Annotated in this window: 13 protein-coding genes; all 13 read right to left on the reverse strand. The window is 61.5% G+C overall.

The window, feature by feature from the left end; all coding sequences use genetic code 11:
* Positions 1–2: 2 nt before the first annotated feature.
* Entirely contained in the window at positions 3–899 is an 897-nt protein-coding gene (locus CJZ80_RS15120; RefSeq protein WP_144037007.1) for a hypothetical protein, read from the reverse strand.
* Positions 900–965: 66 nt separating this feature from the next.
* Positions 966–2,510 carry a glycogen synthase GlgA gene (gene glgA, locus CJZ80_RS10050; RefSeq protein ID WP_094512881.1) on the reverse strand — a complete coding sequence of 515 codons (1,545 nt, stop codon included), beginning with the start codon at positions 2,508–2,510 and terminating at the stop codon, positions 966–968.
* A 105-nt stretch (positions 2,511–2,615) separates the two neighbouring features.
* Positions 2,616–3,251 (reverse strand): L,D-transpeptidase, encoded by a 636-nt coding sequence (locus CJZ80_RS10055; RefSeq protein ID WP_369803029.1) that lies wholly within the window; start codon positions 3,249–3,251, stop codon positions 2,616–2,618.
* Positions 3,252–3,812: 561 nt separating this feature from the next.
* Positions 3,813–4,310: an ATP-binding protein gene (locus tag CJZ80_RS10060; protein WP_094512882.1), complete on the reverse strand. Its 498-nt coding sequence runs from the start codon at positions 4,308–4,310 to the stop codon at positions 3,813–3,815.
* Positions 4,307–5,308 carry a sugar transferase gene (locus tag CJZ80_RS10065; protein WP_094512883.1) on the reverse strand — a complete coding sequence of 334 codons (1,002 nt, stop codon included), beginning with the start codon at positions 5,306–5,308 and terminating at the stop codon, positions 4,307–4,309. Before CJZ80_RS10065 ends, CJZ80_RS10060 begins: the two co-directional genes overlap by 4 nt.
* Positions 5,305–5,784 (reverse strand): glycosyltransferase, encoded by a 480-nt coding sequence (locus CJZ80_RS10070; protein WP_094512884.1) that lies wholly within the window; start codon positions 5,782–5,784, stop codon positions 5,305–5,307. The genes CJZ80_RS10065 and CJZ80_RS10070 overlap by 4 nt, the downstream gene beginning before the upstream one ends.
* Complete coding sequence (pssD, locus tag CJZ80_RS10075) at positions 5,781–6,236, reverse strand: PssD/Cps14F family polysaccharide biosynthesis glycosyltransferase (protein WP_094512885.1); 456 nt, start codon at positions 6,234–6,236, stop codon at positions 5,781–5,783. The genes CJZ80_RS10070 and pssD overlap by 4 nt, the downstream gene beginning before the upstream one ends.
* A complete protein-coding gene (locus CJZ80_RS10080) occupies positions 6,233–7,264 on the reverse strand; it encodes a glycosyltransferase family 2 protein (RefSeq protein WP_094512886.1) in 1,032 nt (343 codons plus the stop codon). The genes pssD and CJZ80_RS10080 overlap by 4 nt, the downstream gene beginning before the upstream one ends.
* A gap of 40 nt (positions 7,265–7,304) precedes the next feature.
* The gene (locus CJZ80_RS10085; RefSeq protein ID WP_233132976.1) at positions 7,305–8,282 is read right to left on the reverse strand and encodes a glycosyltransferase family 2 protein; all 978 of its coding nucleotides are present in this window, start codon (positions 8,280–8,282) and stop codon (positions 7,305–7,307) included.
* A 41-nt stretch (positions 8,283–8,323) separates the two neighbouring features.
* Complete coding sequence (locus CJZ80_RS10090; protein ID WP_094512887.1) at positions 8,324–9,217, reverse strand: glycosyltransferase family 2 protein; 894 nt, start codon at positions 9,215–9,217, stop codon at positions 8,324–8,326.
* A 127-nt stretch (positions 9,218–9,344) separates the two neighbouring features.
* Positions 9,345–10,625, reverse strand: a complete 1,281-nt coding sequence (locus CJZ80_RS10095; RefSeq protein WP_094512888.1) for a lipopolysaccharide biosynthesis protein — start codon at positions 10,623–10,625, stop codon at positions 9,345–9,347.
* Between the two features lie 167 nt (positions 10,626–10,792).
* Positions 10,793–12,049: an O-antigen ligase domain-containing protein gene (locus tag CJZ80_RS10100; protein WP_233132977.1), complete on the reverse strand. Its 1,257-nt coding sequence runs from the start codon at positions 12,047–12,049 to the stop codon at positions 10,793–10,795.
* 88 nt (positions 12,050–12,137) lie between these two features.
* On the reverse strand, positions 12,138–13,598 hold the full coding sequence (locus CJZ80_RS10105) for a hypothetical protein (protein ID WP_233132978.1): 1,461 nt from the start codon (positions 13,596–13,598) through the stop codon (positions 12,138–12,140).
* Between the last annotated feature and the right edge of the window lie 2 nt (positions 13,599–13,600).

Raw genomic sequence — 13,600 nt, forward strand, 5'->3', positions numbered from 1 at the left:
GCTCAGCCCCCAGCCTGGTGATCGAGAAGGATCATGCCCCCTCCCACCCAGGCAGGCCGGCCCAGCAGCAGCCCGTCGCCATCGCTGAGCTCCAGGTTGTCGTAGCCAAGGGCGCGGGCCCGCTCCAGCCAGAGGTTCGCCTGCTGCTGGCGCTCCTGAGCGTTGAGCCGATCGAGCCTGGCGTCAAGCTCCAGTTCCAGGGTGCCGCTGGCGGGATGGGGGCGGGCAACGCGGATCAGCTGCTGCGGGTCCAGGTCGGCCAACAGCTCCAGCAGCGGTTCGATCGCCGGCGGGGAGGGTTCGCTCAGGACTGAATCAGGCGGGGCGGCCCCAGGCGGCGCAGATGACGGCGCAGGTGACGGCGCAGAAGGCGACCGCGACGGCGGCGGCGCTGGCGACGGCGAAGGGGTGCCGGCGGAGCGTGCTCTCGTGGAGGGTGTGGCTGGTGAAGGAGTGGCAGGGGATCGCGCTCCCCGCCGCTCCCCTGCCGGCTCAGAGGCGACGGTCCGGGAGCTCGGGGAGTCTGTTGAGCCAGCGGCCGGGGAATGCGGGAGACCGGGAGCCTGGCCGGGACTGCCGGCGGGGGTGATGGGCGGCTGCAAAGGGGCCGCTACGGGGGCAGCAGGGGGAACCGCACGGGGCCCCAGCGCCCTAAGCCCCACCACAACGCCCGTCAGCCCCAGCAATGCCAGCAGGAGCAACACCGGCCAGAACAGCGGCGCCAGCGCGCGTGGCCAGAAGCCGGGCACGATCAGATCGGCCTGGCGGTTGCGACGCCACAGTTCCTGCGCCTTCAGGCGCAGGCTGGCGAGCACGGCGATCAGATCCCGGCCGAGGGCACTCCAGGGGCTGGTGTAGAGCGACGGGAGCTGGGAGCGGCCGGGGTCCGGGTCCGTCATGGGCCAGGTTCAGAAGCAGACGGTGGGATCAGGGCGGATCCGCACGGATCAAGGCAGCTCTACCCCTCAGCTGTTGCCGCGCCGCAGCAGGGCCGAGAACGGGTTGCGCGACACCACCGGGGTGGGCCGGGGCGCGACCGGGGGACGCTCCGGGAGGGCCGCACCGTCGGCGAGAGCCGGGTCGGCCTCCTGACCCAACGAGAATTGCTCGACAGCCTCGCGGTTCGGCGAGGGCTCCTTGACGCCCTTCACTTCGCGGTACATCGCGTCGTATTCCAGGGCGGAGCGGGTCCAGCTGTGATCGGCGCGCATGGCGCGCTGCTGCAGTTCCTGCCAGCTGGCGGTGTGCCGATAGGCCTCCCACGAGCGCACGATCGCCGTGTAGAAATCGATCGCTTCATAGCGATCGAAGCAGAAGCCGGTGCCGGTGTGGGTAGCGGGCACGTGGGCCGGCACGGTGTCCACCAGGCCGCCCACCTTGCGCACAACCGGAATGCAGCCGTAGCGCATCGCCAGCAGCTGGCTGATGCCGCACGGCTCGAAGCGGCTGGGCATCAGGAAGGCATCGGCGCCGGCATAGATCAGGCGGGAGAGGGCGTCGTCGTAGGTGAGAAACACCGCGAACCGGCCGGGATGGGCCAGGGCCATCTGCCAGAGCCCCGCCTCGTAGTTGCGATCACCGGTACCCAGCACCACGATCTGGCTGTCGGTGTAAGCGAGCACGCGATCGGCCACCTGCAGCAGCAGGTCCACCCCCTTCTGATCCACCAGGCGGCTCACCATGCCCATCACGTAGGTGTCAGGGTCCACCCGCAGGCCCATGCGTTCCTGCAGCATCCGCTTGTTGGTCGCCCGCGGTGCCAGGTCGTCGGCGCTGAACGTGGCAGGCAGGGTCTTGTCGGTGGCGGGATTCCAGTCGGCGATATCAATGCCGTTGAGGATGCCGCGCAGCTTGCCGCTGATGTAGTTGAGCAGGCCATCGAGGCGCTCGCCATATTCGGGCGTGCGGATCTCCATCGCGTAGGTGGGAGACACCGCATTCACCCGATCGGCGTAGAGCAGGGCCGCCGCCATCGTGTGATCCCCCTGCATGTACCAGGGGCACCAGGTCATGCGGTCGAGCTTCCAGCGCCAGGGGCCCTGATAGCGCAGGTTGTGGATGGTGAAGACCGTGCTGATCTCCGGGTCCTGATGCATCCACACGGGAATCATGCCGGTGTGCCAGTCGTGGCAGTGCAGCACATCCGGCTTCCAGTGGTTCCAGGCGAACTCGGAGATGGCGTTGGCAAAAAAGGTGAAGCGCCAGTCCTCGTCGTCACCGCCGTAGATGCGCTCCGGGTCGAACACCGGATGCCCCACCAGATACAGCGGCAGGCCATTGGTGGGATGGGTGGTGGCATAGATCGCAAACTCCGTGCCCATCGCCCAGCCCCGCCAGATCGGCTCACTGGGAATCGACAGCTGGCTCCAGAGCCGGCCGTAACCAGGAAGAATCAGACGCACGTCGTGGCCGAGTGCGGCAAGGGCCGGGGGAAGCGATCCCACCACATCACCCATGCCGCCCACCTTCACCATCGGAGCACATTCGGCGGCGGCGAACAGCACACGCATCAGAAGATCCGGTCGGCAGGGCCGAACTCTACGGGGGCTGCCTGACGGTTCTGGCTGATCGGGCTGCCTGAAGGGCCTGCCTGTGTGACCCCGGAGGCATCGGGCTCAGGGCAGCACCGTGACCGAGGTGCCCACCTCCACCAGCTCGAACAGCTCCTGCACGCTTTCGTCGTGAAGGCGCACGCAGCCGTGGGACACGGCCCGGCCCACGGTCCAACGGTGCGGGGTGCCGTGAAAGCCGGTCATCAGACAACCCTGCAGATCCAGCACCTGATCACCGCTGAAGCCGCGGCGGCCCGCACAATCCTTCTGGAAGCCGATCCAGCGGCTGCCGAGCGGGTTCGCGGGCCCCGGGCCGATGCGGGTGCCTTTGGCCGGGTGCTCCCACACCGGATTCTTGTGCATGTTCAACACCTCGAAGCGACCCAGCGGGGTTTCCCAGCCCGGCATGCCCACCGCCACGGGATAGGTGCGGATCAGCTCGCCCGCCTCCAGCACCAGCAGGCGCCGCTGGCGGCGTTGCAGCACCAGATGGCGATCGGGCCGCTGCACCAGTGCCACGGGCACACCCGCCAGCAGGCTTTGGCTGGAGGAGGCCCTGCTCGACGCAGCCGGGGCCTCAAGAGCGGCCGGAGACGGCAACGAGATGGCCGGCAACAGCAAGGCGGCGGCCAGCAGCAAGCCGGCGGCGGGCCGCCAGCGCGACTGGGGCAGGGAGGCGGAGCGGCGGTCCGGATCCACGGTCGGAAGGGCGGACGGCGTGGGCAGGCTCTGCAGGCTAGCCAGCGCAAGGGCCCCAGGGCCTTCCAGGAGTGATGGCCACGCAGAAGGTCAAGCTACGTTGACGCTGGCGATCCGAACGGTGAGGACGGTTGCATCGCATCGCTTCCCTGACGTCTGCCGCTCTGTTCATGGGTCTGGAGATCACGGCTGCATCGCTCGGCTCCCCTGAGCACCACCCGGGAGTTCTCTACAGCTACAAGGACAACACAGTGCCGGCCACCTGCTCGAGGAGTTTCTGGTTCCTGCACAAGAGTAAGAAAGTCTGGTTCAGGTTGGATGACAAGCTCAGGGAGCTGCCGCTGGAGACAGCCTTTTACTACCGAGGCCGGAGGATTCTCTACAGCGGTGATCTGGGGAGTCTTCCGAAGGAGAGCCGGAGGTCACTGGAAGCCACCAGCATCATCTGGGGCCAGCACCTGGCCAATGGTTGGGGGCGGGGACCGGAGGGAACCAATTACTACCTTCACCTCTGGACGCGGTGGTCGATCTTTCAACCTGCCCGATGCCATCCCGAGTCCTTCAGCATGACCCACCGGCCCCTGCATCCGCCGTCAGGGGGTGGCTCAGGCACAGGACATTGATGCCGTCGTCCTCCCTGCAGTAGCTGATCGTCCAGCCATACTCCTTCTGAAGCTTCAGAAACATCACCAGCCCCCAATGGGCCTCCCTGGCCAGGGGGTCCGAACCACTGGCGGCGATCTCGGCTTCCACCCTGACCAGTGCCGACGCCAGATCAAAGGCTTCGCCGTGGTCGACAATCTGAAGGCGCACCAGGCGGCTGCTCCGCTGCAGCGCGAGCTGCACCTGTGGTGGCGACAACAGGTGGGCATGGGCATGGCGCACGGCGTTGGTGAACCCTTCCACAAGAGCCAGCTGGGCCTGCATCCAGACATCGGCGGGCACGTCGGGGTGGCCCAGTCCCTCGAACCAGCTGAGGACAAGCTCAAGCTGATTGAGATCACTGCTGACCGCAAGCTGCCCATCCGGCACGAAATCTGCCGCCATGGGCAGACTCATGCTGCCCCCGAATCCTTGCTGAGCAGCACAAGGAATGTTCTGGCGATCAGTCGGAGGTCGTAGCCCAGACTCCAGTTCTGCTGGTAGCGGAGGTCGAGCTTGATCACATCTTCGAAATCACGGATGGAAGAGCGGCCATTCACCTGCCATTCCCCACTCAGCCCGGGGCGCACATCAAACCGCTGCCAACTGGGAATGGCGTAGCGACGCACCTCATCCGGGGTGGCTGGCCGCGTTCCGATCAGGCTCATGTCGCCGATCAGCACGTTCCAGAACTGGGGCAGTTCATCGAGGCTGGTCTTGCGCAGGATGCGGCCCACTTTGGTGATCCTGGGGTCATTGTCATTCTTGAAGAAAGCGCCCTGGGCCTGGTTCGCCACACTGCCTTTGAGGGTCTCGGCATCGCTCACCATCGAGCGGAACTTCCAGATGCGGAAATGACGGCCCATCCAGCCGCAGCGCACCTGACTGAACAGGATTGGCCCCGGGCTGTCCAGGCGGATGGCCACGGCCAGGGGCAGGAACAGCAGCGCCGTGATCCCCAGGCCGACGAGTGCGCCACAGATGTCCATGAACCGCTTGATCCCGGAGCGCACCGAAGGGTGGGTGAGGGGGGGGCGCTGGTCCTCAACGTGGGAGAGCTGGGGGAGCAGGCCCTCGGAATGGGCTGCCATCGGCAACAGCTTCTCCAGCCCCGTCAACTGCAGGGCCAGGAACACCTGCCGGTGCAGGCTCCAGGCGCAGAGGGGAACGGCCCGCTCCTGGACGGCCTTGATGGCGCCGACCAGGGCACCGATGCCGCTGCTGTCGATGCTGGCCGTCCTGCCGAAATCCAGGATCACTTCGCGCAGATCCTCCACCTCCTCAAGCCAGCCGCAGAAACCGGCGCGGAAAGCCACGGCCTCAGTGACGGTCAGCCGTGGGGGCAGCTGGAGAATCAGCACCCCGTTCTGAACGGTTCTGACCACAGCCGCGTTGGGAGAAGGGTGAGCTGTCATGCCGGAGAAAAGTGGCTCTGCAGACTGCGACACAGGGACTGGGCGGAGCTATCGGTCACGTCGCTGATCGAGGTCTTGAAAGGCGCCAGAAGAAAGCGAACCAGATCGCCCGGGCTCCAGGCGATCGGCACCCCCATTTCCGTCAGTGCCAGGGCGAGTTCCACCTGATGATCATCCACATGCTCCTGGTAACGCACACTGCGGGGAACAAGAATGAAGGGCTGCTGCATCTCATCGAGCAACAGCACCGTGCCCTCTCCGCAGTGGGCAATCACCACCCGGGCCCTCTGCACGAGGGCCCGAAACGACTCCTCCTTCAACAGCCGATACACGGTGGTGCCACTGGGGAGAAACGTACAGGTGCCGTATTGAACGACGATCTCTTCATCGATGAGCTCTTGTTGGATCAGCAGCTCCACCCACTGCATCAGCCGATTGAAGGGGAACTGCTCTGTTCCGACACTGACGAGAATCATGATCCGAGCTTGCCCTGGACAAGTTCGGCCCGGGGATAGCGACGCTGCAGCTGGGGCCAGTGCACATAGAGGATGTCCAGGAAGGGTCGCACCAGCCGCGCCGACAGGCTGAGCGTCTCAATGCGGGTCACGGACTCGATGAACACGGTCTTGCATCGAAACAGCTTACCGAGAAGAAGAAAGGGAACAGCCACACCGGCGCCGGTGGAAAGAATCACGTCTGGCTGCTCTCTGCGGATCACCTGCAACGCCAGCCCCAGGTTGCGCAGCAGATTCGGCAGGTTGCGATTCGTGGGGCTGTGGGCCCAGAGCACCTGTTCATCGGCCAGGGCCGTTTCCGTCGTGGGCGTTCGAAACGTGACCCAGAGATGGGGATGGCGCCCCCAGAAATCGGCCAGCTGCTGCAGCGCCTTGAAATGCCCCCCTGAAGAGCAGACCAGGAGGATCTTCATCGGCTCAGTTCCCCACGCAGGCGCCGCTGCTGACTGGCCCCCGTGGAGCGCAGCATCAGACCCTCCAGCCAGCGATAGGGAGCCTCCGGCAACAGCCGCAGCAGGTAGGCGGCCAGCAGCGTGATCAAGGTACGTCGCGGTTCCTCGAGCAGCACCCTCCAGTCGGTGGCCAGGGATTGGTGCAGCAGACGCACGGCCAGGGCGCCGTCCCGCTGGCGGGTGGCCCGGCGGGCCAGGTAGCGCAGCTGATAGGCGCGGGCCCTGGAGCCCCATTGGGCGATGAATTCGGGGTGGGTGGCTTTGGTCTTGAGCAGAACCCGCTCCCAGGAGGCGTACTGCTTCATCAGATTGGCCGAGAGTCCGCCGTCGCTGATGCGGTAGAGCGTCAGTGCCTCGGGGATTCCCTCGATCCGCCAATGGGTCTGCAGCGCAATCCGCAGCCAGCACTCAATGTCTTCGGACTGTCGAAAGGTGTCGTCAAAGAAGAAGTCTTCCACTTCGCCATAGAGATTCGCCTCAAAGCGAATGGCGTCAAAGACGTCTCGGCGGATCACCACAGCTGAGCCATTGCCGATCGGATTGCGGCAGAAGACGATCTCCGGCGTGATGCCCTGCAGCCTCGGCATCTGGTAGATCCCGATCGGCCTGGAGCTCTCATCGATGAATCCGGAGCGAGAAAAGCTGACACCCACCTCCGGCCGCGCTTGCAGATGGGCCACATGCCGCTCCACCTTGGTGGGAAGCCACAGATCGTCGCTGTCCAGAAATCCGAGGAACTCCCCTTTGGCCTGCCGGATGCCTGTGTTCCGCGCCCCGGCCAGGCCCCGGTTCTGCTGATGCACCACCCGAACGCGCCCGTCCCCATACCCCTGGCAGATCGCCACCCCGTCATCGGTGGAGCCATCGTTCACCACCAGGATCTCCAGGTTGGGGTAGGTCTGGCTGAGAACGGATTCCAGGCTTTCCCTCACCGTGGCGGCGGAGTTGTAGAGCGGCATCACCACTGAGACCAGGGGGGATTGGCTCATGTCAGTGCGCTCACAGGCAGAGGGGCATTGGCGAAGGTCATCATGGCCGTGCCTCGTCGTGGCGGCCACCCAGGCGGCGGAAGGGGGCCAGCAGCTGTCGGGCGAAGACGGCGAGGGCCGTGAGCACGGTACGGCGCGGCTCCCGCAGCAGGATCCGCCAATCCGAGCGCAGGGAGCGCAGCATGAAATCGGTGCCGATGGCGGGGGCTCCTCCGAGGCGCAGGGAGCGCCGGGCCAGGTAGCGCAGGTGGATGGCCTGGGCCGTGGCGAAGTGGTTCGCCACCAGCTCGGGCGCATAGCCACGGGCTTCGCTGATCAGCCGCAGCCAGCCCTGTTCCATGCGTTGCAGGCTCGAGGAGAGCCCACCGGCCGAGGTGCGGTAGTAGGTGAGCACCTGGGGCAAGCCGGCGATCTGCCAGCGGCCATCGCAGGCCACCCGCAGCAGCCATTCCAGATCCTCCGAATAACTCATGTCGGTGACGAATCCGCCCACTGCGTCGAACACCTGCCGCCGCAGCACCCAGTTCGACGTGGTGTTGGTGGGGTTCTCACAGAGAAAATCCACCGGCCGATGCGATTCCCGGGGCAGGGCCGCCAGCAGGCCGGTGGGTGTTCCCCCAGGGGACAGGAACGCGATGCGGGCGAAACTCACGCCGACATCAGGATGGTTGGCGTGGTAGGCCACATGTAGGCGCAGTTTGTCGGCATGCCAGAGGTCATCGGCATCGAGAAAGGCGATCAGGGGCGCACGGCTGAGGGCCACCCCGCGATTGCGGGCGATCGAGACTCCCGCGTTGGGCTGGCTTACCAGGTGCACCCGGGGATCGTCCCCAAACAGGCGCGACACGATCGCGAGGCTGTCGTCAGTGGATCCGTCATCAACAGCGATCAGTTCCCAGTTGCTCAGGCTCTGGTTCTGCACGGAGCGCAGGGTTTGCTCGATGTGTGGCGCCGCGTTGTAGATCGGTACCACCACGGAAATGGCCGGGTCGTCCAGTTGTTCAGGGTCAGGAACCACCGCAGCTGTCCCGTGGTGATGAAGGTTCACCATCGTGGTGGCTACGACGTATGGCTGGAGCGGTGGCCACCCAGAAGACGACGCAGGACGGCCCTGATGCGTCCCATCAGGGTGATCCGGATCATCCGCAGGCGTTTGGCGTAGTAATCGAACTGGTTGATGATGGGCGGCTGACCCTCCTGGAAGTGGTTCAGTTGGCGCGCAGGCAGCAACTTGGATGTCCAGTCGACGGAGTCGATATGGCGAAACTGTTCGTGGCCGTAGCGGGCCTGAAGCTTCTCCTTGATCTGGTCAGGCGTGCGGTAGGGGTAGTGGCGATTGTAGAGACGCTGCGAGCAGGCTTTGGTGAGTCCGTTGGGCCACTGTGGGGCCACCGCTACGTTCCAGGGCTGATGGGGTTGGTTGCGGAAGAAGCGGTACTCTCGCCAATTGGCCGAGTAGTACAAGCGCCGTTCGGTGATGGGACGGTGGGGTTCAAGCTTCTCAGCCGCCCAATTCTTGTAATCGGCATCCGTGTAGTAGAACTGCAGATTCCAGGCCGTCACGAAATCGGCTTTCTCACGGTTGGCCGTGGCCAGCACCTCTCTGGGGTCCCCTTCGAGGAACTCATCCCCATCGAGCCGTAGCCACCAATCCTGATCAGCCAGTTCGTGGTTGTGTTTGTTGTAGACGATCGAGCGCATCCCATCGCGGAATGGGATCAGGAGCTGGTCCTCGATCACAATCGCCGGATAGTGCTGTGCCAGGGCATTCACGGTTTCCCAGGTTCCATCGGTGCTGCCGTTATCGAGAACGAAAATGCGATCACAGAACGTCAGCGCATGAATCAGACAATCCGCAATGACGTCGCCCTCATTCTTGATCAGACAGATGGCGTAGATCTTCACGCGTGAATCGGGCGGGAGGACGGTACGGCCTGCTCCGATGGCACCCATGGCACCACCGATGTGACCCGGGACTGGGGCGGGGCCAGTGAGGCTTGAAACATTTCCATCACCCTAACCGCGCGCTGGCAGCGGCCTCCATGGGAAAGGACTTGGGCCTCAGGCTTGCGACGGTGCGTCAAAGGCTGGCCGGCTGGGCCACCTGAATCCTTCGCAGCAGCCGTTGCCCCATCATCAGGTAGATCGGCTGAAGCGTGAGATGGGCCGCTGCCACGGACACGGCCACACCCAGGGATCCCCAGGACGTGCCGATCAGGATGGCGACGGTAAGGGCCACCGTGAAGGCCAGGTTCCAGAGCAGATCCACCTGGGGCATGCCTACGGCGCGGAACAGCATCGAGGAGGCGTTGGCGAAGGGTCGGGACAGGGCCGACAGGCAGATCAGCATCAAGATCGGCACGGCACCCTCCGTCACCCACTTCTGACCAAAAACGATCGGTACATAGAGAGGGGCCAGGCTGCATTGCAACGCCACAACGGGCACGATCACCTTGGTGATAGTGAGCAAGTTCTTGCTGAAGCGCTGCTTGAGTTCGGCGGGTTGGCTTCTGACGTCACAGAAGTCGGAGTAGATGGAGACGGACAGGGCATTGATCACACTCAGGCTCAGACCCAATCCAGCGTTGAAGGCGAAGTAGTACACCCCAAGTGCTTTGACACCGATGAAGCGACCGATCAAAAGATAATCAACATTCTCGCGGAACGTGTTGAGCATCTCCACACCCAGGATGCGACTGCCGAATCCCAGCACGGATTTCCAACGTTTGAGGGTGAACGTCATGACGGGGCGCCAGGGTTCAAACCGCAGCATCATCGCGACCCAGACCGGAGCCACCAGCAACTTGGGCAGTACAATCGCCCACATGCCCATCCCAAACAGCGCAAAGATTCCGGTCAGCAGATTGTCGGTGACGACCGCCGTGAGATTGGTCAAGCTGTAGAACTTGAGCCTGTTTTGCCTGCGTACCAAGGCCGTCTGGACCATGGCGAGTGGGTAGATCAGATAGCTGAAACTCACCACAATGATTGGCAGGATCAGTGCGTTGTCGCTGTAAACGCGGGCAAAGATAAACGAACCAATGATCTGCACGACAAAGAGGCTAAAGCCGATCAGCCAGTTCAGGCTCCATGCCGTCTGGCAGATCTCTTGGACATCCTCCGCATCGGCCTGCACGATCTTGTCCCCGATGCCGTTGCGTGTGAAGACCTTGACAAGCTCGCCGGACGTCAACACGATGGCGGCCAGGCCATAGTCCCTGGGGCTCAGCAGCCTGGCCAACAGCACTGTGGCCACGAGACGCGAGACGCGAATCCCCACCTCCCCCACCCCCATCCAGCCGATGTTGCGGATGAATCGATCCTTCGGGATGAAACTCTTCAGCTGGCTGAGCAGACGCATCAAAGGTCTACCCCACGGTTAAGACTCAAGTGGCAAAGCAACGGCCACAGAGTGTGTCCCCACAGGCAGAGCGGTCGAGACCGCAACAACACTACTGGCCATGCTGTTGCCTTCAGAATGCTCGTCATGGCATCAAGGTGTCTCACGGCTGGCGGATTGGGTGTGAATCACGGTACGGGAAGTATTTCTGACTGGAGCGGGCCTTTGCTCTCCTGTAGAGCCATTCCCATGATAAGCATTCCAGGCCAAAAAAGGTAGACTAGAATCTCCAGATTCTCGCCAAATGTATACATGAACAAGAGAATAATGATTCCCAGCCCGGCTGAGCCAAGTTGATAGCGGGGACTGGCTGCACGGCGCAATAGATCAAGCGCTGTAACCAACATGGGAACAGCCAGAGCGACGAAGCCAACAATACCCTTCACAAAAAGCACTCCGGCCCAGGTGTGATGGGAACCAATGGCCATGTACTCAACGAGATGGGGGCCGCCCTCTACGACACCATGTCCCCAAATCGGAGCCTCTGTCTCCCAGCGATGGAAGGCGATGCGCTTTAAGGCAAAGCGAACACGCGTAGAGCCAGCCCGAGCACCTTTGAACCCTTCCCAGTAGTCGCTGATGGCGGTAAGAATAGACGTAGCAAAGATTCCTCCAAGATAGGAAACAACCCCAAGAGAAATCAGCATGAATGGTTGACGCAGCCTGGATACCACTGCCGTAACGGCTGGAATCAGGATGATGCAGAGCTGGGCAAGACGCGACTTGCAGACGAAGCACATGAGGATCGAGCCAATGATGCCCAGAACCTTCCATTTCCGATCTTTTTCCAGCAGACAGATCATGAAGTTGATATTGCCGACAAACCCAAGAGCAGGCCCCCATGGAGCGAAGAGCCGCCAGCGAAGGTCACCGGTGCTACCGTCAATCTCGTAGAGTGGAACGTCAAAGAATTCATTTCCTGGACCACCGACGGCTCTCAATGGCGAAACATAGAGCACTTCTGGCAGGCCCAGATGCGGGGTTAGCAGAAGGAGCGGCATGATGAGGAGCGTATGAAAGCCCACGATGCAAATGGCACGCGTGGGGATGCTGCTCCGAATCGGCAGAGCTCCTGCTAACGGATAGAGCGCTAGGGCGGCCCACCCTTTGGCCCAACCAATCGTGGACTTGATGATAGCTCCAGTCCCGAGGTTGAAGTTCACATGTCCTGCAATTAAGGCAACTTCCATGATGATCATGCCGATGATCCAAAGCCAAATCACGGGTGATATGGAAATTTCTTCATTTTCCTCTGGGTGATCGATTCGGGCCAGAATCTTAATCAATAGGCAGCCCAGAAGCAGCCAGCAGAGAATAGACCCCACAACATAAAGGCCACCGAATAGCCAGATGGGGTAGGTGCAAACAATCGACCACCAGACCAAACGCTCTGGCCAATTTCTCGGCTGAAGATCATCCTCAGACTGGAAGGCCCTTGAAAGAAGCGTTTTAAGTCCCAATGAAGACCCCTTGTTATGTAGAAATCCAATTGGCGACCCGTTTGATCCAGGGCTTGCGGATCCATAGGATCCAAAGACCTACAGTCGTCAGGATGGAACCAAATGCTGAGCCAGCAAGCACCAATGTTCGCTTTGGTGACGTAGCTGTTTCTGGCAAGGATGGCTCCACAGCTATTTGAATCAGTGGGAATGCTGCAAAGATATTGGCCTGGCCAAGATCCAGTTTGGCCAATGTGGATGCAAAGACAGCTTCTGCTATCTGTTCATTTCGCTTAAGGTTCTCCAAAGAAGACTGTTTCTGGGACATCAACCTGAGGCGCCCCTCCAAGGAGCTGATCTGTTGATCAAGCTTGCGAACCTGTGCTGCTGCACCTGAAGCATCTGACTGGTAATTCACCAAGTTCTGGAAGAGTGAATCGCGACCAGAACTGGCACCAGTCAACGCCAGTCTGGTGAGAGTCTGGGCCGATGGAGAGCGACCGAGCAACTCGTTGGCACGCTGATTCAATGCCTGCCTAGCAGCCTCTTGCCGCTTGATCTCTTTGAGAATGCGAGGATTATTCCGACCGAACTTAGACAGTTGGACCTTGAGTATAGACGTGGCCTCGCTGTAGTCCTTCACATTCTGCTGGAAGATCTGATCAACCTGCAACTTGAACGCATCTGTTGCCTCTGAAGGAGACAGCCCCAGGCTACGACTCAACTTCTGCAATCGACTCTCTGCCTGCGATTGCAGCGCAGCCAGCTCGGCTCTCTGTTTGCGTAGCTGTTCAATGTTAGCCGAAAGGATTTCAACCTGTTCAATAGAGGTGAGGCCAGACTTGCGCTTGTATGCGGAAACTTGCTTTTGTGCAGTTTCAAGCTTCTGCTGCGTTTCCAGCAGAATCTCCTGTGCTGGGCCTTGCCGTTGCTCGATCTCGCTGACACGCAGCTCATTGAGACGCTCTACCATGGCGTCATGCAACGCATAGGCACGGTTTCGTGCATCTACAGGCGATGGACCGGTGGTATCAATCTGCATCAGCGTTGTGTTATCAATGTTCTTAATGCGTGGCTTGGCGAAATCTGCCTTAGGAATATTGGCAATCTTGGCAGCCCGCGCGATGACTTGCTCGCTAACGAAGATGTATTCATAGTTTGCACGAGGATCAAACGTAGCCAGGCCGAGTGATTCGTTTGATGCCGTGGCTTGACCAATTTCAGGCAGGCTTAAATTAACAGCATTAGCGCTTCCAGGCAGAACCAAAGCCCAAGAGCTTGTATAGACAGGCTTTGCAAGTGCAAGATAGAGAATACTGGTGCTCCATATCAATCCGTTCGTACAAGTGGATACGAATAGATAGCGACTCCAGCGAAGCTTGTCGGTTCGACTAAGTTTTTTCCACCATCCCTTTGGATCGGGTGCCTTCAACCCAGGAATATTTCGAAACTGTTCGGCAAACAATCGCGCCGCCTTTCCCAAGGGTTCTCGCACGG

Origin of the sequence: Synechococcus sp. MW101C3, from assembly GCF_002252635.1 — a bacterium.
Lineage (GTDB): Bacteria > Cyanobacteriota > Cyanobacteriia > PCC-6307 > Cyanobiaceae > MW101C3.